This is a genomic window from Paracoccus solventivorans (genome assembly GCF_900142875.1).
GTDB lineage: Bacteria > Pseudomonadota > Alphaproteobacteria > Rhodobacterales > Rhodobacteraceae > Paracoccus > Paracoccus solventivorans.
Genome location: NZ_FRCK01000015.1, coordinates 23995 through 44119, shown reverse-complemented (window position 1 = coordinate 44119; position 20125 = coordinate 23995). Strand labels below are relative to the sequence as shown.

The window sequence follows — 20125 nt, the reverse complement described above, 5'->3', positions numbered from 1 at the left end:
ACCGTGATAATCTCCGACATGACCGCTCCCCTTTGTGGATCGTTGCAGACCCACCTTGGCACATCAGATGCCGTCGGGGGGCGGTCACATCATCAGAGTCTATCCCCGATCACCGAGCGGCGGGTGACGGCTTCGCCGATCGTCAGCGGCGTGAAATGTGTAACATCGCCGCCGGCCCACATGCGGGCGGGCAGCGGGACAGGGGGCAGAAATCCACCCCTTGCGGCATGGCCATCGTCTGACAGGGCGGCAGCTGGCACGGTATCAAGGGCAATACACCAATGAACCCCCAGCGGGACATCACCTGCTCCGCCCCAAAGATGCGGACCGAACGTGGCACGGAATTTGTCGATCAGACCGTGCGTCAGGACGTCTTCTTTGGTTTCAGTGCGTCCTAGCCAGGGTGCCAGCGCGTCAAGGTCGATCTCATTCATGGTCCCTGGCCTCAGAACGACCGCGGCATACCCAGGATATGCTCGCCGACATAGGACAGGATGAGGTTGGTCGAGATCGGGGCCACCTGATACAGTCGGGCCTCGCGGAACTTGCGCTCGACATCGTATTCGCGCGCAAAGCCGAAGCCGCCATGAGTCTGGATGCAGGCATTTGCCGCTTCCCAGCTGGCATCGGCGGCCAGTAGTTTTGCCATGTTCGCCTGTGCCCCGCAATCCTGCCCGGCGTCAAAGCGTCTTGCGGCCTCGAAGCGCATCAGGTTGGCGGCCTCGACGTTCACATAGGCCTTGGCGATAGGAAACTGCACGCCCTGATTCTGACCGATCGGGCGATCGAAGACAATACGCTCGCCGGCATAGGCGCGGGCCTTGTCCACAAACCAGTATCCGTCCCCGATACATTCCCCGGCGATCAGCGTGCGCTCGGCGTTGAGCCCGTCAAGAATGTGGTAAAATCCGCGGCCTTCGGTTCCGATCAGGTTCTCGGCGGGAATCTCCAGGTTGTCGAAGAACACTTCATTGGTTTCGTGGCCCGGCATGTTGGCGATGGGGCGCACCTCCATGCCATTGCCAATGGCCTCTTTCAGATCAACCATGAAGATCGACAGGCCCTGGGACTTCTTCTTGACATCTTTCAACGGTGTGGTGCGGGCCAGCAGGATCATCAGGTCCGAATGTTGAATGCGGCTGATCCAGACCTTCTGGCCGTTGATCACATAGCGGTCGCCCTTCCTGACCGCTGTAGTCTTGAGCTTGGTGGTGTCGGTCCCGGTCGTCGGCTCGGTCACGGCCATGGACTGCAGGCGGAGCGCGCCGCTGGCGATGGCGGGCAGGTATTTCTGCTTCTGCTCGTCCGAGCCGTGCCGCAGAAGCGTGCCCATGTTATACATCTGCCCATGGCAGTGGCCCGCGTTGCCGCCGCAGCGGTTCACCTCTTCCATGATGATCGAGGCTTCGGTCAGACCCAGGCCCGATCCGCCGTATTCCTCGGGGATCATCGCGGCGAGCCAGCCCTCGCGGGTCAGCGCATCGACAAATTCCTCGGGGTAGGTTTCGTTCTCGCCGAACTTTCGATGATATTGCGGCGGGAACTGTGCACAAAGCGCGCGCAGGGCATCGCGCAGGTCGCCATGGGTGTCGGGGGCTGATGTCTGCATCGCTTATTTCGCTCCCGGTCCCGAGGTTTCAAGGATTTCCTGCTCGGCACGCTGCCACAGCTCATAAGAAATTGGGTTTTCGCTTTCCTCAAGGATATGGCCGACCAGCCCGATGGCCCGCGCCATCACGCCAAAGCCGCGCACGATCTTCCACGGAAAGCCGAATTCGCAGCAGATCGCGCCTATGGCACCGGTAGCGTTGATCGGCAGCATCTTGCCCGATTTCGCCTCGGCCACGCCCTGAATTTTCTGGATCAACTCGATGTATTGACCGGATCTGCCGTTCTCGGCTGCGATCTGGAACAGGCGCGGTGTGCGCGGATCGACCGGCTTGTGAACCGGGTGGCCCAGCCCCGGCACGATGGCCTTGCGGGCGTGGAACTTCTCAACCGTTTCCAGCGCTATGGCATCCAGGTCGGCGCCGGTGCCGCGCCTGTCCTGCGGCAGCGCCTCGTAGAGCATTTTTGAGGCGCCCTCCATCGAGCCAACAAAGACCGTGCCCAGCCCGCACAGTCCCGCCGCCACCGCCGCCTGAAGCGATTCCGGTGCGCCCATATATGTCATGCGCGCGGCCAGCGCCGAGGGCGTGATGCCATGTTCTACCAGGGTGATGATGATGGCGTTGAAGACCCGGCTTTCCTCTGGCGTGGCCTTGCGGCCCGTCAGTTGCAGAAAGGCGAGATCGCCCAGGTTCATGTGGCCCAGGATCTCGTTCGGCAGATCAAGGCCCCGCACGCAGATCTTTTCCGGCGTGCTCCAGGCGATGTTCGAGCTAATCTTTTCCTTACGTTTTCCCATCAGACCGGATCCCACGAAAAGACGTCCGCCGACACTTCGAGCGGTGTGAACTGCGATCTGAGCGTGGGCATGGCGCGCTCGGCGATTTCGTCCGCTGTCCAGCCCTCGCCGGAATGAACCGACCGCACCGGGCGGGGCTGGTTGAACAGGAAGATCTCGTTCTTGCGAACCGCAAAGACTTGTCCGGACACGTCAGCCGCGCGGTCGCTCATCAGGAAACAGGCCATCGGCGCAACTTTTGCAGGGGTCATCTGCTTGATTTTCTCGACCCGCGCCACCTGTTCCGGGGTGTCTGTCTTGATAGACGAGATCATCCGGCTCCAGGCGAAGGGCGCGATGCAGTTCGACCGCACGTTCCACCGCTTCAGGTCGAGCGCAATCGATTTCGACAAGGCGGCGATGCCCAATTTGGCAGACGCATAATTGGCCTGCGCCAGATTGCCGATCAGACCCGAGGTCGAGGTCATGTGAACCAGAGCGCCGCCTTCCTGTTCGCGGAAATAATCGGCGGCAGCGCGGCTGGTATTGAAGGCACCATAAAGATGGACCTTCACCACCGCATCGAAATCCTCGTATGTCATCTTGTGGAAAAACCCGTCGCGCAGGATGCCTGCGTTGTTGACCACCGCGTCAATGCGACCGAATTCCTTGACACCGGCCTCGATCATCGCACGCGCGGCCTCGGGGTCGGTGACCGAACCGCCATCGGCGATCGCATCACCTCCGGCGGCTTTGATCTCTGCGACGACGGCCTGAGCGGCGCTTTCGGTCTGGCCGGTGCCTTTCAGGGACGCCCCCAGATCATTGACTACCACCGCCGCCCCTTCGGACGCCGCCATCAGCGCGATATCGCGGCCGATACCGCCACCCGCGCCGGTGACCAGAACCACTTTTCCGTCAAGCGCCTTCGCCATCTTCATCCCTCCTCAGTTTGCCTTGCGGTACTTGTCGAGCCCGCCGGTATGCATGACCCGGCCCATGAGAGGCACGCCGATGATCTCTTCCGCCTTGACCGCCGCTGCGATCAGCTTGTCCAGATCAATGCCGGTTTCGATGCCAAGCTCGTGGCACAGGAACACCGCATCCTCAGTGCAGACATTTCCTGCGGCGCGGGCGTGGCCGTGGCCCGCGAAAGGACAGCCGCCAAGACCGGCGACCGAACTTTCGAACATGTCCACGCCCATCGACAGGGCGGCATGGAGATTGGCGATGCCAAGCCCGCGCGTGTCATGAATATGCATCCCGATGCGGGCACTGGGTGCCAGTTCCCGCAGCGCGCCGATCATTCGTTTGAGAGCCTCGGGGTTGCCCCAGCCCATTGTATCGGCGATCACAAGGATCGGTACGGGGATGTCCTCTTCTTCGCACAGCTGAAGAACGAAGCGGAAATCGTCCAAGATGCGCTCTTGCGGGATGGGGCCTTCGAGGTTGCAGCCGAAGGCCGTCATCACATAGGCCGCGTCGATCGTATATCCCTCTTCCTTGTAAAGACGAACCCAGTCGCGTTGTTTTTCCCGCATTTCCGCGGAGGAACAATTGTTGTTCGATTGGGCAAACGCCTCGGAAGGATATAACAGCAGGCGCGGGTCGATATCGACCTCATGCGCCGTCAGGGCCTTGCGAAACCCTTTGTCGTTCAGCCATAGTGACGTGTAATTCACGCCCGGCTTGCGCTTGATACGCTGGAACAACTCCCCGGTGTCCGCCATCTGCGGCACGTATTTCGGGCTGACAAAGCTGCCGACCTGAATGCGCTTCAGACCGGTGTCGCTGAGCATATCGATCAGTTCGATCCGCTGTTCGATCGGATAGATCTTCTTTTCGATCTGAAAGCCCTCGCGCGGGCCTTCCTCACGAAATTCGACGAATTTGGGAAAGTCGCTCATCTCATTGCTCCTCGGATGGCAGTATCTCGGCGATGACCTGGCCGCGATTGACCATGTCACCATTCGAGACGGATATCTTGCTGGCGGTACCGGCTGCGGCAGCGCGGATCGAGATTTCAAGTTTCATTGATTCCATGACCGCGATCACGTCGCCTGCGGCGACGGGTTGACCGTCGGTCACCTTGATCTCGACGATCATGCCGGTTAGCGGCGAGACCACGGCGCGATCCGCTGCCGCATCGCCGCCGGCAAAGGCCAGCGGCGTGGCCGGGCGAAAGATCAGCCGACCTTCGGGCGTGTCCATCTCAATCACCCCGGCGTGGAGCCGCGCGTCGATCAAAAGGACGGTATCGCCCTCGCTCAGGCGCCATCGACCCGGCGTGATTTCACGCGCGGTCAACATGGTAGCATCGCCGTTTTCCAAAATAACGGTGTATTTGTCACCCGGTTTGACAGGGCCGACGCGCAATTCCTCCGATGCACCGGCGGAATCGGTGAGCGTCACGCGCTGTCCCGCCTCAACCGCATCTCCACCCAGGCCAAGCCGCCAGCCGGTGAAGGTATCGCGGTTGCTCCAGGGATCCACGTCCGCATCGCGGCGCGACGTTGCCACGAACAGAATCGCGGCTGCCGCCTTCCACCGCTCGGGGCGGGTAAGGGGGGGCGGCTGTGTCAGCGCGTCAAGCTGGCCGTCGATCCAGCGCGTATGAACCTGCATCTGCCCGAATTCGGGGTTTCGCGCTAGCGCCGTCAGAAAGGCACGGTTAGTTTCCACGCCCTCCACCGCGATATGGTCCAGCGCCGTCGCCAGCCGCGCCAAGGCGGTTTCCCGGTCGGGCGCGTGAACGATCAGCTTAGCGATCATCGGGTCGTAATAGGGCGTCACCGCGTCGCCTTCTTCGACACCGCTGTCGATCCGCAGGCCGCCGGGCAGGCTGAGCGTGGTCAGCGTGCCCGTCGAGGGGGCGAATTGCATGGCCGGGTCTTCGGCATAAAGCCGCGCCTCGACGGCGTGGCCGTTGATCCGCAGATCCTCCTGAACAAGCCCCAAGCCCGCGCCCTCGGCAATGCGCAGGTGCAACGCGACCAGGTCCAGCCCGGTGATCGCCTCTGTGACGGGGTGTTCCACCTGGATGCGCGGGTTCACCTCCAGAAAGAAATACTCGTCCCCCGCGACCAGAAATTCGACCGTGCCCAGGCCGCGATAATTGAGCGTTTCGCCCAGGCGCACCGCGTCATGCGCGATCTCGTCAAGAAGCGCGCGAGGCAAGCCCCAAGCCGGGGCCTCTTCGATGACCTTCTGGTGGCGGCGCTGAAGCGTGCAGTCGCGCTCGAACAGGTGCAGCACATGGCCCTTGCCGTCGCCCGCGATCTGCACCTCGACATGGCGTGCCTCGGGCAGGAAGCGTTCCAGCAGAAGGCCCTCGGAGCCAAAGGTGGACTTTGCTTCGCGCAGCGCGCCCTCGATGTCCTCCACAAGCGTGGCTTCAACCGTCACGAGCCGCTGCCCGCGCCCGCCGCCGCCGCCGACCGCCTTGAGCAGCACCGGTAGGCCCATCTTGCGCACTTCCTGTGCGATTTCCTGCGGGTTGGAGCGCGCGCCCTGGGCGCCCGAGACAACCGGAATGCCGGCAGCAACCGCCGCATCCTTGGCGCTGGCCTTGTCGCCGAAGCGTTCCAGCGTGTCCGGTGTCGGCCCCATGAAGATCATGCCTGCGGCTTCGACCGCGCGGGCGAAATCTGCGTTCTCTGCCAGAAAGCCGTAACCGGGATGGATCGCATCGGCGCCGACGGATCTGGCGGCGGCGATGACTGCGTCGATCTTCAGATAGCTCTCGGATGCGGGACCGGCACCGATGCAGACAGATTTGCCGATCTCACGGACGTGAAGGGCGTTGGCGTCGGCCTGCGAATGCACGCCAACAGGGGTGATGCCGCTGGCCCGCGCGGTGCGTGCGATTCGGCAGGCGATTTCGCCGCGATTGGCGATAAGAAGCGTTTTGATTTTCATGGTTTGCGCCTCACATCCTGAACACGCCGAAATGCGTTTCGACCTTGGGCCTGCGCGAAGCGATGTCCAGCATCAGCGCCATGACGTCCCGGGTCTCGGCAGGCTCGATCACGCTGTCGATCCAGAGGTTGGAGGCGAAATTGTAGGCCCCCTGGAAATCCTCGTATTCCTTGCGGATTGGTGCCTTGAAGGTTTCCTCCTCCTCGGGTGTCCATTTCTTGCCTTCGCGTTCGTTGATCTGGGCGCGCACCTGCGCTAGCACGCTGGCGGCCTGTTCCGGCCCCATGATCGCGGACCGGCCCGTGGGCCAGGCGAACATCGCGTCCGGCTGGAACGGGCGGCCAAGCATGGCCAGGTAACCCGCCCCGTAAGAGCCGCCGGTGATGATGGTGAACTTCGGCACCCGCGCCGAAGACATGGCGGTGATCATCTTGGCGCCCGCCTTGGCAATGCCCATCTGCTCGACGTCGCGGCCTACCATGAAGCCGTTCACATCCGCGAGGAACAGCAGCGGGATATCGCGCTGGACGCAGAGATTGATGAAATGCGTAGCCTTCAGCGCGGCCTCGACAAAGAGCACGCCGGTGTTGGCCAGGATGCCGACCTCGTGGCCATGGATTCGGCCCCAGCCGGTCATGAGGGTGTCGCCGAAAAGCGGCTTGAACTCGTGAAAATCGCTGTCATCGACAAGGCGCGCAACAATCTCGCGGTTGTCGGTCGGCACCCTTGGGTCTCGGCTGACGACGCCATAGATCTCCTCGACCGGATAGGCAGGGGGGCGCGGCGACGTCGGCGTCTTGCGCGGCTGCGGTTTTTCGCCCAGGTGGCTGACGATTTCGCGGGTGATGGCCAGCGCGTGCGCGTCATCCTCGGCAAGATGGTCTGTCACGCCGGAAACGGACGAATGCATCTTACCGCCGCCCAGCGTTTCGGCATCGACCTTTTCGCCGGTCGCAGCAAAGGTCAATTCTGGCCCGCCCAGATACATGAAGCCCTGACCGCGCACGATCACCACCTCGTCGCAAAGCGCCGGGATATAGGCGCCGCCCGCGGTGCAGGGCCCCATGACCACGGCGATCTGCGGTACGCCATCGCCCGACATGCCGATCTGTTGATGGAAGATTGAGCCGAACTGCCCCTCATCGGGAAAGATACTCGCCTGCTCCGGCAGAAACGCCCCGCCGGAATCGACCAGGGTGATCACCGGAAGACGGTTTTTCCAGGCGATTTTCTGCGCCCGGACGTGTTTGCGGCAGGTCATGCCGAAATAGGTGCCGCCCTTCACGGTAGCGTCATTGGCGATTATCATGCACTGACGTCCCTCGATCACGCCGATGCCGGTGATGATCCCTGCACCGGGTGGCACGCCTTCATATTTGTTCAGCCCGGCGAGTTCTCCGATTTCAAGAAAGGGCGTTCCCGGATCGATCAGCCGCTCGACCCGTTCGCGCGGCAAGATCTTGCCTTTGCTGACATGCCGTTCCCGCGCATTTTCCGGGCCGCCGACGCGTTGTAGCAGCCGAAGCGCATGCAGTTCGCCGACCTTTTCCCGGTAAAGCGCATCGTTTTTCCGGAAGTCGTCGGACCCGGTGTCGAGAAGGGATTTCATTTTCGTCATGGCAGGTCCGGGTACTTTCTGAGGACAAAGGCGACCTTAGCTGCGCCGGGTTTTTCAAACGTATCCGGCGCGACCAGGCGAATGTCGGCCCTGAAAACGAGGGCATCGCGCAAGCGCTGCTCAATCTTATTCTTGAGGGCGTTGTCATCAGATGGATCGCGACCGGGACCGCGTTCGACGATCACTTTCAGCGCGCCCTGAGTAGTGTGGCCTTCGAAATCTGCCACGATCCGCATGACACCATTGGTTTCGGGCACCATTTCTGTGATCACGCTGTTGATCGCCGAAGGAAACACATTGGCCCCGCGCACAATCAGCATGTCGTCGGTCCGACCGGTGCAACGGATCTTGGGGCCGGTGCGGCCGCAGGAGCACTCGGTGTCGATGACCTCAATATAATCGCCCGACCGGAACCGCACCAGCGGGCTTGCCCGCCGGCCGATCGCGGTATAGATCATCTCGCCCTCGGCGCCTTTTTTCCAAGGAATGATCTCGCCACTTTCGGGATTGAGCAGTTCGGTGATGATGTAGTCCATGTTGACCATATGCATGCCCGATTGCGCGTCGCATTCGGCCCAATAGGTCACGCCCAGATCGGTGCCCCCCAGCATCTCGGTGCATTTGGCACCCCAGGCCGCTTCGATCTTGGCGCGGATCGCCGGGATGCCGCCGCCCGGTTCGCCGCCCACGACCACCCGCTCGACGCCCAGCTCGCTGGCCTTGCAGCCAAGCACTTCCGGAGCCTTTTCAGCCAGTTGCAGAACGAAGTTAGGTGCGCCGACGATACAGCGCGGGCGCGTGTCCGCACAAGCGCGCAGCAGCCTTTCCGCGCCGCCATCCGCCCCCACCGGCACGTCGATCGCACCCATGTATTGCAGTCCCTGCATCACCGGGATGCCGCCGACAAAGCCCTTGGCCAGCGAAAACGCATGCAGCACCATGTCGCCGGGCCGCACGCCGTTGGCAAAGAAACAGCGCGCCGTCATCTCGTGCCACATCTCGGCGTCGGATTCGGTCAGGGCCACATATGCGGGGCTGCCGGTTGTCCCCGACGAGGCCTGCATCTGGATGATGTCGGCCATCGGCGCGGCGCGGTGCTTGCCGAAGGGCGGCTCTGCCGCGAGGCTTTCGCGAATCTCGGTCTTGTATGTGTAGGGCAGCTTTTGCAGATCTTCGATGGTGCGGATATCGCCGAATTCCACACCGGCCTCGGCGAACTTCTCCTGATAGAAGGTCGAGTTCACCTTGAGATAGGCCATTTGATCGCGCAGCCGCTCTTCCTGAATGCGGCGCACCTCCTCGAGCGGCGTGCCCTCGACTGGGTGCCAGAAGTGATCGTTTACCTTGTCGGCGGCATCCTCCCGCCGGAAGCGCATTCTAAATTGCATATTATCCTCCATTCCCGGCCGGGCGATCAATAGGACCGCGGCAGACCCATGACCTTTTCGCCGATGAAGCTCAGGCACAGCTCGCGGTTCACGGGTGCCGTACGCAACAGGCGCACCAGCGGATACATCTCGTAGAGTCCGGTATCCTCGGTGAAACCCGATCCGCCATGCGCCTGCAGTGCGGCGTCCACCGCTTCGATCCCGGCTTCGGCGGCGAAGTATTTGGCCATGTTCGACGAGGCCCCCGCGGGCAGCTTGTTGTCGAACTCCCACGCGGCGCGACGGGTCATCAGGCTGGCCATTTCAATGGCGGTGTAGGCCTTGGCCATCGGGTGCTGCACACCCTGGTGCGCCCCGATGGGTTGACCGAAGACATTGCGTTCGGACGCATAGGCCACACCTTTGTTCAGGGCGAAGCGGCCGATGCCGCAGCATAGTGCGGCCAGGATGATGCGCTCGGGGTTGAGGCTGTCGAACAGGATGGAAAACCCTTCGTCCACTTCGCCGACCACGTCCTCGGGACCCAGATCCACCTCGTCGAAAAACAGGGTCCACTGTTCTTCGGGCAAGGGGATCGAGATCTTCACCCGTTGTTGCGCGACGCCCTTCTTTTTCAGGTCCACGGCAAAAAGGGTGAACCCGTCGGTCTTGCGGCTGACCTCGGTGTGCGGCTTGGTCCGCGCCACAACCAGGCAATAGTCGGACACATCGGCCCCGGTGATGAAGGTCTTTTCCCCCGTCAGGCTGAACCGGTTGCCCCGGCGCTTGGCCAGCGTGGTGGACTTCATCGTGTTCGACCCGGCCCCCGGTTCGGTGATCGCGAAACAGAACTGGATTTCGCCCCGGCAGGCGGCTGGAAGCAGCTCTTTCTTGTGGAACTCGGTGCCGTGGCTGGCGATATGGGCCAGCGACATGGTCGGGCCGACCACCATCATCAGCAGCGGAATGCCGTGATTGGCCGTGCCTTCCATGAACAGGGCCATCTCGGTCATGCCAAGCCCGGCACCGCCGTATTCTTCGGGAACCATGATGCCCAGAAAGCCGTCATCGGCAATCTTTTGGAACATGTCCCTGGGAAATTCATGTTTCCGGGCATGCCGCAGCCAATAATCGTTGTCGAATTCTTGCGCCAACTGACCGCCGTATTCGTAGATCTGGCGTTGTTCGTCGTTCAAAGTGAATTCCATGTTTTCCTCAAGTCTTGAATTCGGGGGCGCGCCGGTTCTCGAATGCGTCGAGCCCCTCGGCCACGTCATCACTGGGCAACGCGCGCACGGCGGCGTCACGCTCCAGCCGCATTTGCTGGTCGATGCCCAAGTCCGCACCTTCCCGTGCCAGCCGCTTCATCTCGGCGATACCGGGACGCGACCGGGTCGCGATCTTTTGGCAGTATTCCAGCGCGGACTTGTGCAGATCCGCATCCGGCACGATGTAATTGACCAAACCCGCCTCTTTGGCCTCCTCGGCCTTCAGCCAGCGAGCCGAAAACATCAAGTCAAGCGCCCGGCGTTGTCCCATCAGCCGCGTCAGACGCTGCGAACCGCCCCAGCCGGGTATCAGACCAAATTGCGCATGTTGATCGCCGAACTGCGCCGTCTCGGCTCCGAAACACACGTCACATGCTAGCATTAGTTCGACCCCGCCGGCCAAACACAAGCCCTGCACTGCCACTACGACAGGGAGGGAGGAGGATTCGAGTGCGCGCAGGTTGTTCATGCCAAAGGCGACGAAATGGTCCAGCGCGGCGGGATCGTTCAGTTTGCCCTTCACCTCAGTCAGATCGGCTCCGGTGCAAAAATGTTTGCCCTGTGCCCGGATCAGGATCGACCGAACATTCCGTTCGGCCTCGAACCTGGCGCGCGCGTTCGAAATGCATTCATGCACCTTGAGCGACAAGCAATTGAACTTCTCTGGTCGAGCCAGCTCGATGATGCCGACGCTACCTTCGATGGTTACGGCGACGGGAGCGCTCATTTCGCTACTCCCTTCGCCTTCTTGTCATACTGCAGCGCCAGCCGCCCGACCTTCTCGCGGGCAATCACCAGCTTCTGGATCTGCGCGGTGCCGTCGCCAATCTGCAGACCGAGCACGTCGTTGTAACGCTGATGATGGGGCAGGTCGGTGGTGTATCCGTAATGCCCGTGCAGGATCAGACACTGGTGAATGATCTCGCAGGCGGTCTTGGGCAGATACCACTTGCACATCGCCGCCTCGGAGGTATGGGGCAGGCCGCGGTCGCGCAGATCCAGCGTGTAATAACAAAGCTGCCGCATCATGGTAAGTTGCGTCTCGGCCTCTGCCAGCGGGAAGCTGACGCCCTGATATTGCACGATGGGGGCGCCGAACGCCTCGCGTTCCCGGACATAGGCCCAGGTTTCGTCCACCGATGCCTGTGCCGCGCCCAGGCATTCCAGTCCTATCAGCGCGCGGGAATAGTCGAACCCCGCCATGATCGTGCCGAAAGCGCGGTCCTGTTCGGCCATCATGCTTTCGGCCGGCACAAACACATCGTCGAAAAACACTGATCCGCGTCCGACCGGCTTGGTGCCGATGTCGTCGAAATGGGTACGCTTGATGCCCTCCTGGTTCAGATCGACAAAAAACGCGCTGACCCCGCGTGAGCCTCCGTCCGGATCGCCGGTACGCGCAAAGACTACCGCCGCATCGGCTTGGGATGCAAAGCTCATCGAGGTCTTCTCGCCGTTCAGCCGCCAGCCGTTGCCGGACTTCGTGGCCTTGAGGATCAGGTTCGCCGCGTCCGAACCGCCGCGCGGTTCGGTCAGGCCCAAGCCAATGACGGCCTCCCCCGAGACTACCTTGGGCACCCATTCCGAAGCGATCTCCTGGGAAGCATGCTTGGCCACCATCCCCCCCATGAGAGAGCCGAGGAGCTGAACATAGCTTGCGTTGAAATCGGCATAGGCGATTTCCTCGACGATCAGCCCGGAAGTAACCGAACTTTCGCCAAGTCCGCCGAATTCCTCCGGCAGATCGGCACCAATTAGTCCAAGCGCGCCCATGTCGCGGATCAGCGCTCGGTCAAACGTGTGGCCGCTTGCGCGCTCCTGATAGCTGGGCGCCAGTTTTTCAGTGGCGAATCGCTTGGCGGTTTCGCGAAACGCCTTTTGATCCTCTGTTGGCTGGAATTGCATCGGCGCTCCTCCCCGTGACCGAAATATACTCTTCCCAAAAACCTAACGAATGTTAGAATATAGGTCAAGCAAAGATTTGAGGAGGATGTTCACAATGGGAAACACGCAAAGGGAAAGCTTCGGAAACCTGCTTTCGCCCATCCGCGCAGGCACACACATGGTGCGAAACCGGATCATCATGGGGTCGATGCACACACGGCTGGAAACCGAGCCCGATGGCATTTCCAAACAGATCGCGTTCTACGCTGAACGGGCCCGGGGGGAGGCGGCGATTCTGGTCACCGGAGGGTTTTCTCCCAATGCCGAGGGGCTGTTCGATCCGGAAGGTCCGCGAATCGATGACCCGGACGAGGCCATGCACCTGCGTCCGATCTGCGAGGCGGTCCAAGCCGAAGGCAGCCTGTTCTGCGCGCAGTTGCTTCATGCCGGACGCTACGCAAAAATCGAGGGCTGCGTGGCGCCATCACCGATTCGCGCGCCGATCAACCGTTTCATCCCGCGTGAGATGACCGACGCCGATATTCGCCGCACCATTGCAGATTTCGCCAAAGCCGCAGCCAACGCCCAGGCCGCGGGGTTCGATGGCGTCGAGATCATGGGTTCCGAAGGATACCTCATCAACGAATTCACTGTCACGCATACCAACACGCGTGAAGACGACTGGGGCGGCAGCGCCGAGAACCGACATCGCTTTCCGGTCGAGATCGTGCGCGCCGTGCGAGACCAATGCGGGCCGGATTTCCTTGTCATCTACCGAATTTCGGCGGCTGATCTGGTCGAGGGCGGCGCGCCTGCCGATGAAATTGCGGCACTGGCGCGCAAGATCGAGGCGGCGGGGGCGGATATTCTGAACACCGGCATCGGTTGGCACGAAGCGCGCGTGCCGACGATTGCTTATCCGGTTCCGCGAGGTGCCTGGCGGCAGGCGGCGGCCAATGTGAAGGCCGCAGTGTCCATTCCTGTGGTCGCCTCGAACCGGATCAACACGCCCGCAATGGCCGAGGACATCCTTGCCTCTGGCGAGGCAGACATGATCTCGATGGCCCGGCCCTTTCTGGCCGACCCGCATTTCGTCAAGAAGGTGCGCGAGGGCCGCGCGGACGAGATCAACACCTGCATCGCCTGCAACCAAGCCTGTCTGGATTTTATCTTTTCCGACCGGCCGGTGAGCTGTCTGGTCAACCCTCGGGCAGGCCGCGAAACCGAATTCCGGGACACGCCGACAGATTCACCCCGGAAGGTGGCGGTTGTCGGCGGCGGCGCCGCGGGCATGGCCACGGCGGCCGAGGCGGCACGGCTGGGCCATGTCGTCACCTTGTTCGAAGCCCATGACAGGCTGGGCGGTCAATTGAACCTGGCGCGTGCGGCGCCGGGCAAGGACGAGTTCGACGAAACCCTGCGCTATTATTCCGGCCAGATGCACAAACACGGCGTCACGCTGCGCCTGGGGCAGCGGGCCGGTCTGGATGATCTGACCGGTTTCGACCATGTAGTGATCGCCACAGGGGTCACGCCGCGCATTCCCGATCTGCCGGGCGTGGACCATCCGAGCGTTGCCACCTATGCCGAGATCCTGTCCGGCGAACGTGCTGCGGGTGACAACGTCGTGGTGATGGGGGCAGGCGGCATCGGCCATGACGTGGCCGAATTCCTCGTGACCGGATCGGCAGAGGTCCACAGCACCAACGCATTCTGCGAGACATGGGGCGTAGACCCGACATTCGCCGCGTCGGGCGGTCTTGCGGGCGATCCGCTGGCACCGAAACCTTCGCGTCGCAAGGTGGTCATGCTTCAGCGAAAAACCTCGAAACCGGGGGCAGGGCTTGGCGTCTCCACGGGCTGGATCCTGCGCAACGCGCTGCGCAAACACGGGGTCGAGGCCATGGGCGGCGTGGTCTATGACCGTATCGACGACGCGGGGCTGCATATCCTCATGGACGGAAAGCCAAAGGTCATCGCCGCCGATACAATCGTGCTGTGCACCGGGCAGGAGCCAGAGCGGGCGCTGGCCGAGGCCCTCGCCGGGCGCGGAGTCACCGTCACGATGATCGGCGGGGCAAAAGAGGCGGCGGAGCTTGACGCGCTGCGCGCCATTGATGAAGGGGTGCGTTTGGCGCAGGGTCTTTGAATTGGCATGAGGGGAGGATGCGATGCAGCCAGAGGTTTTTCGCGCAGGACGCACCGATCTGTATTCGATCTTTCGAAGCCGCGCGCAGGACAGTGCCAGGGTTCTTGCCGTCGAGGACGGTCGCAAACGGCAGACCTACGCCGAGTTGCTGGAGCGGGTTGATCGTCTGGCCGCCGTCTTTCTGGCGAGAGGCGTCACGCCCGGAGACAGGATCGCGATCCTGTCCCACAACCGGGCGGAATATCTTGAAACCGAACTGGCCGCTGCGGGGATCGGCGCAATCGTCGCCTGCCTGAACTGGCGGCTTGCGCCGAATGAACTGCGGCATTGCATCGACCTGGTCGAGCCGGTTCTGGCGCTGGTCGAACCCGGCCTGCGCGGCGCGTATCATGCGGTCTCCGCTACCCGATGCATGGAGATCGGGCCGGATCTGGACGCGGCCATCGCTGGGGCCAAACCAGATCCGCGCACCGGAACCCTGGTGGAGGATCCCGAGGCCGGGCTGACGATCCTTTACACATCGGGGACGACAGGCCGACCCAAGGGGGCGCTGATCAGCCACCGCGCCCATATCGCTAGATCCATGGTCCTCGCGGCGCAACTGGCGCTCGATCCCGGCGAGGGCTTCATCGCCTGGGCGCCCATGTTTCACATGGCGTCCACCGATCATGCGCTGGCGACGATCTTGCGCGGCGGCACGGTGGTGATGGTGGACGGGTTGCAACCTGCCGTCATCAATGAGGCGCTGTCACGCCACAGTATCGGCTGGTTCGTGATGATGCCGGGCGCGTTGGATGCCTTCATCGCCGAGCGGCGCGCCAACCCGCTGCCGGTGAAAGGGATCAAGGTCTGCGGCGCGATGGCTGATCTGGTGCCTCCACATCAGATCGCGGAGTTGACCAGCCTTCTGGATACGCCCTTCCTGAATTCCTTCGGGGCGACCGAAACCGGCTTGCCGCCTGGCACCGCGGGTCTGATCGCGCCCGGTGTCATACCCGAAAAACTGTCCAAACGGATCAGCGCATTCTGCGAGGTCCGGCTGGTTGACCCTGAAGACCGCGACGTTCCCGACGGAACGCCCGGTGAAATGGCGATGCGCGGCCCGACGCTGTTCTCTGGCTACTGGAACGCCAACGCCACCAATGCCCGAGACTTTCGCAACGGGTTCTTCCACATGGGCGATCTGTTCCGGCGCAATCCCGATGGCACGATCGACTTTGTGGACAGGGTGAAATACCTGATCAAGACCGGCGGCGAGAACGTCTATCCGGCGGAAATCGAGCGCGTGCTTCTGGCGCATCCGTCTGTTGTCGAAGCGGCGGTGGTGCGGGCGTTCGACGCGAAATGGGGCGAAGCCCCGGTGGCCTTTGTCGCCTGCGGCAATGACCGACCGGATGCGGATGCACTGATGAATTTGTGCCGCGAAAGTCTGGCAGGCTACAAACGCCCGCGCGAGCTGCTTTTCATCGCATTCGACGATTTCCCCAGATCGACCAGCGGAAAGGTCCAGCGGCATGCCCTCGAAGCCCGGTTGAAGGTCTGACCCTCGCCCGGTGCCCGGCCCTCACCCCGCCACGCCCGTCCGCCCCACCAGCGCCATCAGCGTCGCGGTCATCGTCGCGACCAGCTTTTCCTGTCCTCCCTTGGTGGCATAGGCGCGTGCCTCGCAGATGGTCAGGTTCCTTCCCGGTTTCACCACGTCGGCAACGAAGCGAAACCGTTCGCCGTCCGCCGGGTTGAGCAGGTTGATCTTGAATTCCACCGTCAACACCGCGGCATCGGCGGGCATCAGCGAAAAACCGGCATAGCCGCACGCACTGTCGAGCGCGGTCGAAACGACTCCGGCATGCAGAAACCCATGCTGTTGGGTGAAATCAGCACTGTGGGCCATCTCTAGGACGATATGTCCGGGGGTAAGATCGGCAATCCTGATCCCAAGCGTGCGCATCACATTCTGTCGATTGAAACTGTCGCGTACGCGTGCGTCATAGGCAGGATTTTTCGGTTCGAATGGCGTCATGGCGTGCTGCCCTCCTGAATTTCATTCATTGATGACCAAGATTAGCCGATCCTTGAGGCGCGCATCTTGTAGCGAACGGCCAAAACCGCACTGTGCCGCCTGTAAGCGAAGTGCGCGGGGTGGTTTTCCTGCAAAGGCACGGCAGGCGGCGGACATATGAGGTTGATCGTAATATCCGGCATCCAGCGCCAGATCTGTCAGGGACACGGTCTGCGTCGCGAGTTGTCCAAGCAACCTCCGAAAGCGCCGTGAGGCAGCGAGTCGCCGTCGTGACACGCTGGTTTCCTCTCGGACCTTACGTCGTTCCGTCCGGGCACTGCACAGCCCGGGTGACGCGGCAAAACGCAGACACTTTGCAAGTTCGTCGAGCATAGTGACCAACAACGGCAGCGCCTCGTCGCTCTGCTGAACGCGCGCCAGAGCTGAAGCCAACGGTTTCATTTCCTCGGCCTCGGGCAAACGCTCCGGTCTTGACGACAGCCGTAGCCCGGCCACGACACCATGGAATGGCATTAGGCGGGGCGTGAAACCCGGGCGCGGTGGTGCCATCGATCCGCGCGCCCCGCCGCTGTCGTCGCACGTTATCGAAAGGGTAAAGAGGTCGGTCGCGAACCGCCCGCTTCCACGTCCGCTCAGTACACCCATATCGCGGAACACAAAAAGATGGTTGATCTGGGACGCTGCGTTCAGGGGCGGCGCCATTTCAAGATAAAGCGGCGCCGCCGCCAGGTCACTGGACGAACGCATCCCGGTTCTCAGCGATGAAGTCGGTAAATCGACGGGCCGGGCGGCCCAACACGTCGCTGACCGTTGTCTCGATGCCGGCAAGGTAGCCCTTAGGCGCTATGGAGGCCAGTTCGACCATGGCTCCGGCGACCTCATCCTGCATCCCGCCAGCCACCATGGCCGCTTTCGCATCCTCGGCCGACAGGGGGGCACAGGTGACATTTCGCCCTGTCACTTCGGACAAAAGGGCCGCGATGTCATCGCCGGTTAGCGCTTCGGGGCCGGTCAGCCCAAGACACTTGCCCTCAAATCCCGGGGCGGTCAGTGTCTCGGCGGCGACATCCGCGATGTCGCGGGCGTCGATCCAGGCTACAGGGCCACCCAGATCATCGTGGTACACCCCGTTCTTGGCAATGTTGCTGGTCTGCCAGAACAGGTTCTGCATGAAATAGGTCGGCTGGACGAACGTCCAGTCAAGCCCGCCCTGCTTCAGCAGCTCCTGGGTTTCGGAGTGCCACTTTCCAAAAGTCAGCCCCGCCTTGGGCGACGCACCCAGCCCGGTGGCCAGAACGACATGGCGCACGCCCGAGGCCTTGGCGGCCTCGATCACGTTCGCCTTCCACTGGCGCATGTCCAGATGGGCAGGCGTGACCAGGTATATCTTTTCTGCCCCGTTACAGGCCCGCGCCAGCGCGGCGGGATCGGTGAAACTCGCGACGACGGCCTCGCATCCCTTGGCCTTCAGAGCGTCCAGACTTGCGGGGTTGCTGGTGACAGCGCGCACGGTCGCGCCCTTGGTCAGAAGCGTGTCGACAAGGGGGGCGCCGGTGGTGCCGGTGGCTCCGAAAACGGTGATCATGTCTTATCCTTTCGCAGGTCTGCAATGGGCTGGATCGTTTTCGGGTTGCTGATCGACGACAGATCGCCCGGATTCTCGCCAAGGAAGGCCGCGCGCACGATCCGGCGCATCGTCTTCATGGTGCGGGTCTTGGGCAATGCCTCGACGAAATGGATCTCGCGCGGGCGGAAGGGTTTCGACACGACCTCGCCCACCCGGTCCTTGAGCCGTTCGACAAGCGTCGCATTGGGCGACACCCCCGGCGCCGCGACGCAGATACAGACCACGGCCACCCCCTTGATATCGTCGGGCGCGGCGATGGCGGCGGCGTCCACCACCTCGCCGGTCCCGGTCAGCGCCGCCTCGATCTCGGGCGGGCCGATGCGTTTACCGGCGATGTTCAGCGTGTCGTCCGAGCGGCCGAGGATATACCAGGTGCCGTCAGGGTCGCGGCGCACCCAGTCGCCGTGCCGCCAGATGCCGGGATAGGTGGACCAGTAGGTTTCGAGATACCGCTCGCGGTCGTCCCAGATCGCCGGGGTCAGCCCCAGAGGCGGCTGGGTCACGACCAGTTCGCCCACCTCGCCCGGCGCGGCCTCGTGGCCATCCTCGCGCAGTACGCGCGCGCCCACACCCAGGGCCTGGGCCGAAAAACCGCCCTGCTTGATTTCGTGCAGCACAGTTGAGGTCAGGATCGCGCCGAACAGTTCGGTTCCACCGGAAATGTTCAGCGGCACAGCGCGGCGTCGGCAGATATGGTCGAGTTGCCAGAGCCAGGCCTCTTCCGTCCAGGGCTCGCCGGTCGAGGCGACGATGCGCAGGCGTGCCAAGTCATAGGCCAAAAGTGGCTCGGGGCTTTGCGTCATGAATTGCCGCACCAGCGTGGGGGCAACGCCGATGTGGGTCACCTGCATCTCGGACGCAATGCGCAACAGCCTGAAGGGATCGCCGGGGATAGAGGGCGCGCCCTCGGCCAGCACCAGCGTGGCGCCGGACAGCAGCACCGATAGCAGGGTGAGCGGCCCCATCACCCAGCCCATGTCGGTCATCCACAGGTGGCGGTCATCGCGTTTCATGTCGAGGCACAGCAGGATATCCGCCGTTGCCTTGGCCTGCACCCCGAGATGGGTATGCACAACGCCCTTGGGCCGGCCTGTCGTGCCCGAGGTATAGGCGATGAGGAAAGGGTCCTCGGCCTTGACGGCAACCGCTGCGAAATCCGGGTCGGCGGCGCCCAAAGCTTCGGTCCAGTCGAGATCGCGGGCCGGATCGGCCACCGCGCCGCCGAACCGCCGCAGGCTGAACACGGTATGAACGGAAGGCACCTCGGTCAGGGCTTCGGCCAGCACCGCCTCCATCCAGACCGGCTTGCCGCGTCTGGGTGAGGCATCCGCCGTCAGCACCGCCACGGCACCCGCATCCTTCAGGCGCGATATGATCGCATGAGGCGCAAAGCCGGAAAACAGCGGCACCGCGACCGCGCCCAGCCGGGCAATACCCAGCAGCGCAGCCTCGATTTCGGGGATCATCGGCATGTAGATGCCCACCGCCTGACCAGGCTGCACCCCGCGCGCGTCAAGGGCCGAGGCGACGCGGGCGGCTTCGGCGACAAGTTCGGAATAGGTCCATCGGCGGCGGCTTCCGTCTTCGCCGACCCAGTCGATCGCAGTTTCTTCGCCAAGACCTTCGTGAATTCGTGCGTCGAGACAGGTTTCTGTCAGATTCAGAGTGGCTCCGACGGCCCATCTGATCGATTCAGGCCCATCGGAAATATCCCGCAGCACCGTGTGCGGCTTGCCGAACCGTATACCGGCATGGTCAATGATCCGGCCCCAGAACCAATCCGGCTCCTCAATGGCGCGGCGGACAAGATCCTCGTAACTGTCAATGCCGCAGTCTTTCAGAAAAGCGGTCAGCGTGCTCAATCGCTGAATGTCAGTGTCTGGCTGAA

Annotated in this window: 17 protein-coding genes; 2 read left to right on the top strand and 15 right to left on the bottom strand. The window is 62.6% G+C overall.

Annotation, left to right across the window (positions count from 1 at the left end; translation table 11 throughout):
- Positions 1–92: 92 nt before the first annotated feature.
- The 11 genes from BUB57_RS15755 to BUB57_RS15705 are packed head-to-tail and all read right to left on the bottom strand — an operon-like array spanning position 93 to position 12462.
- Positions 93–434, bottom strand: a complete 342-nt coding sequence (locus BUB57_RS15755) for an HTD2 family dehydratase (protein ID WP_200796473.1) — start codon at positions 432–434, stop codon at positions 93–95.
- Positions 435–445: 11 nt separating this feature from the next.
- Positions 446–1609: an acyl-CoA dehydrogenase family protein gene (locus BUB57_RS15750; protein ID WP_073068775.1), complete on the bottom strand. Its 1164-nt coding sequence runs from the start codon at positions 1607–1609 to the stop codon at positions 446–448.
- Between the two features lie 3 nt (positions 1610–1612).
- The gene (locus BUB57_RS15745; protein WP_073068773.1) at positions 1613–2407 is read right to left on the bottom strand and encodes a citryl-CoA lyase; all 795 of its coding nucleotides are present in this window, start codon (positions 2405–2407) and stop codon (positions 1613–1615) included.
- Positions 2407–3321, bottom strand: a complete 915-nt coding sequence (locus BUB57_RS15740) for an SDR family NAD(P)-dependent oxidoreductase (protein ID WP_082135449.1) — start codon at positions 3319–3321, stop codon at positions 2407–2409. The genes BUB57_RS15745 and BUB57_RS15740 overlap by 1 nt, the downstream gene beginning before the upstream one ends.
- Positions 3322–3333: 12 nt before the next feature.
- On the bottom strand, positions 3334–4293 hold the full coding sequence (locus tag BUB57_RS15735) for a hydroxymethylglutaryl-CoA lyase (RefSeq protein WP_073068772.1): 960 nt from the start codon (positions 4291–4293) through the stop codon (positions 3334–3336).
- Position 4294: 1 nt separating this feature from the next.
- Positions 4295–6304 carry an acetyl/propionyl/methylcrotonyl-CoA carboxylase subunit alpha gene (locus tag BUB57_RS15730; RefSeq protein WP_073068770.1) on the bottom strand — a complete coding sequence of 670 codons (2010 nt, stop codon included), beginning with the start codon at positions 6302–6304 and terminating at the stop codon, positions 4295–4297.
- 10 nt (positions 6305–6314) lie between these two features.
- The gene (locus BUB57_RS15725) at positions 6315–7922 is read right to left on the bottom strand and encodes an acyl-CoA carboxylase subunit beta (RefSeq protein WP_073068768.1); all 1608 of its coding nucleotides are present in this window, start codon (positions 7920–7922) and stop codon (positions 6315–6317) included.
- A complete protein-coding gene (locus BUB57_RS15720; protein WP_073068783.1) occupies positions 7919–9310 on the bottom strand; it encodes a phenylacetate--CoA ligase family protein in 1392 nt (463 codons plus the stop codon). Before BUB57_RS15720 ends, BUB57_RS15725 begins: the two co-directional genes overlap by 4 nt.
- 26 nt (positions 9311–9336) lie before the next feature.
- Positions 9337–10566 (bottom strand): acyl-CoA dehydrogenase family protein, encoded by a 1230-nt coding sequence (locus BUB57_RS15715; protein WP_234952121.1) that lies wholly within the window; start codon positions 10564–10566, stop codon positions 9337–9339.
- On the bottom strand, positions 10505–11284 hold the full coding sequence (locus tag BUB57_RS15710; protein WP_073068767.1) for an enoyl-CoA hydratase/isomerase family protein: 780 nt from the start codon (positions 11282–11284) through the stop codon (positions 10505–10507). The genes BUB57_RS15715 and BUB57_RS15710 overlap by 62 nt, the downstream gene beginning before the upstream one ends.
- Positions 11281–12462: an acyl-CoA dehydrogenase family protein gene (locus BUB57_RS15705; protein WP_047998036.1), complete on the bottom strand. Its 1182-nt coding sequence runs from the start codon at positions 12460–12462 to the stop codon at positions 11281–11283. The genes BUB57_RS15710 and BUB57_RS15705 overlap by 4 nt, the downstream gene beginning before the upstream one ends.
- Positions 12463–12556: 94 nt before the next feature.
- Between BUB57_RS15705 and BUB57_RS15700 the strand changes: the two genes are divergently transcribed.
- Positions 12557–14590, top strand: a complete 2034-nt coding sequence (locus BUB57_RS15700; protein WP_073068765.1) for an NADPH-dependent 2,4-dienoyl-CoA reductase — start codon at positions 12557–12559, stop codon at positions 14588–14590.
- A 22-nt stretch (positions 14591–14612) separates the two neighbouring features.
- A complete protein-coding gene (locus tag BUB57_RS15695; protein ID WP_073068763.1) occupies positions 14613–16133 on the top strand; it encodes a class I adenylate-forming enzyme family protein in 1521 nt (506 codons plus the stop codon).
- Between the two features lie 21 nt (positions 16134–16154).
- Here the strand turns inward: BUB57_RS15695 and BUB57_RS15690 are convergent, their stop codons facing one another.
- The 4 genes from BUB57_RS15690 to BUB57_RS15675 are packed head-to-tail and all read right to left on the bottom strand — an operon-like array spanning position 16155 to position 20099.
- A complete protein-coding gene (locus BUB57_RS15690; RefSeq protein ID WP_047998035.1) occupies positions 16155–16610 on the bottom strand; it encodes a PaaI family thioesterase in 456 nt (151 codons plus the stop codon).
- Between the two features lie 21 nt (positions 16611–16631).
- Positions 16632–17357: a helix-turn-helix domain-containing protein gene (locus BUB57_RS15685; RefSeq protein WP_073068762.1), complete on the bottom strand. Its 726-nt coding sequence runs from the start codon at positions 17355–17357 to the stop codon at positions 16632–16634.
- Positions 17341–18195, bottom strand: a complete 855-nt coding sequence (locus BUB57_RS15680) for an SDR family oxidoreductase (protein ID WP_073068759.1) — start codon at positions 18193–18195, stop codon at positions 17341–17343. Before BUB57_RS15680 ends, BUB57_RS15685 begins: the two co-directional genes overlap by 17 nt.
- Positions 18192–20099, bottom strand: coding sequence for an AMP-binding protein (locus BUB57_RS15675; RefSeq protein ID WP_234952120.1), 1908 nt, complete (start codon positions 20097–20099; stop codon positions 18192–18194). Before BUB57_RS15675 ends, BUB57_RS15680 begins: the two co-directional genes overlap by 4 nt.
- Positions 20100–20125 lie beyond the last annotated feature (26 nt).

Coding starts and splice junctions, on each gene's coding strand:
- BUB57_RS15755 (WP_200796473.1), bottom strand. CDS start 434: ATGAATGAGATCGACCTTGACGCGCTGGCACCCTGGCTAGGACGCACT.
- BUB57_RS15750 (WP_073068775.1), bottom strand. CDS start 1,609: ATGCAGACATCAGCCCCCGACACCCATGGCGACCTGCGCGATGCCCTG.
- BUB57_RS15745 (WP_073068773.1), bottom strand. CDS start 2,407: ATGGGAAAACGTAAGGAAAAGATTAGCTCGAACATCGCCTGGAGCACG.
- BUB57_RS15740 (WP_082135449.1), bottom strand. CDS start 3,321: ATGGCGAAGGCGCTTGACGGAAAAGTGGTTCTGGTCACCGGCGCGGGT.
- BUB57_RS15735 (WP_073068772.1), bottom strand. CDS start 4,293: ATGAGCGACTTTCCCAAATTCGTCGAATTTCGTGAGGAAGGCCCGCGC.
- BUB57_RS15730 (WP_073068770.1), bottom strand. CDS start 6,304: ATGAAAATCAAAACGCTTCTTATCGCCAATCGCGGCGAAATCGCCTGC.
- BUB57_RS15725 (WP_073068768.1), bottom strand. CDS start 7,922: ATGACGAAAATGAAATCCCTTCTCGACACCGGGTCCGACGACTTCCGG.
- BUB57_RS15720 (WP_073068783.1), bottom strand. CDS start 9,310: ATGCAATTTAGAATGCGCTTCCGGCGGGAGGATGCCGCCGACAAGGTA.
- BUB57_RS15715 (WP_234952121.1), bottom strand. CDS start 10,566: ATGACGTGGCCGAGGGGCTCGACGCATTCGAGAACCGGCGCGCCCCCG.
- BUB57_RS15710 (WP_073068767.1), bottom strand. CDS start 11,284: ATGAGCGCTCCCGTCGCCGTAACCATCGAAGGTAGCGTCGGCATCATC.
- BUB57_RS15705 (WP_047998036.1), bottom strand. CDS start 12,462: ATGCAATTCCAGCCAACAGAGGATCAAAAGGCGTTTCGCGAAACCGCC.
- BUB57_RS15700 (WP_073068765.1), top strand. CDS start 12,557: ATGGGAAACACGCAAAGGGAAAGCTTCGGAAACCTGCTTTCGCCCATC.
- BUB57_RS15695 (WP_073068763.1), top strand. CDS start 14,613: ATGCAGCCAGAGGTTTTTCGCGCAGGACGCACCGATCTGTATTCGATC.
- BUB57_RS15690 (WP_047998035.1), bottom strand. CDS start 16,610: ATGACGCCATTCGAACCGAAAAATCCTGCCTATGACGCACGCGTACGC.
- BUB57_RS15685 (WP_073068762.1), bottom strand. CDS start 17,357: ATGCGTTCGTCCAGTGACCTGGCGGCGGCGCCGCTTTATCTTGAAATG.
- BUB57_RS15680 (WP_073068759.1), bottom strand. CDS start 18,195: ATGATCACCGTTTTCGGAGCCACCGGCACCACCGGCGCCCCCCTTGTC.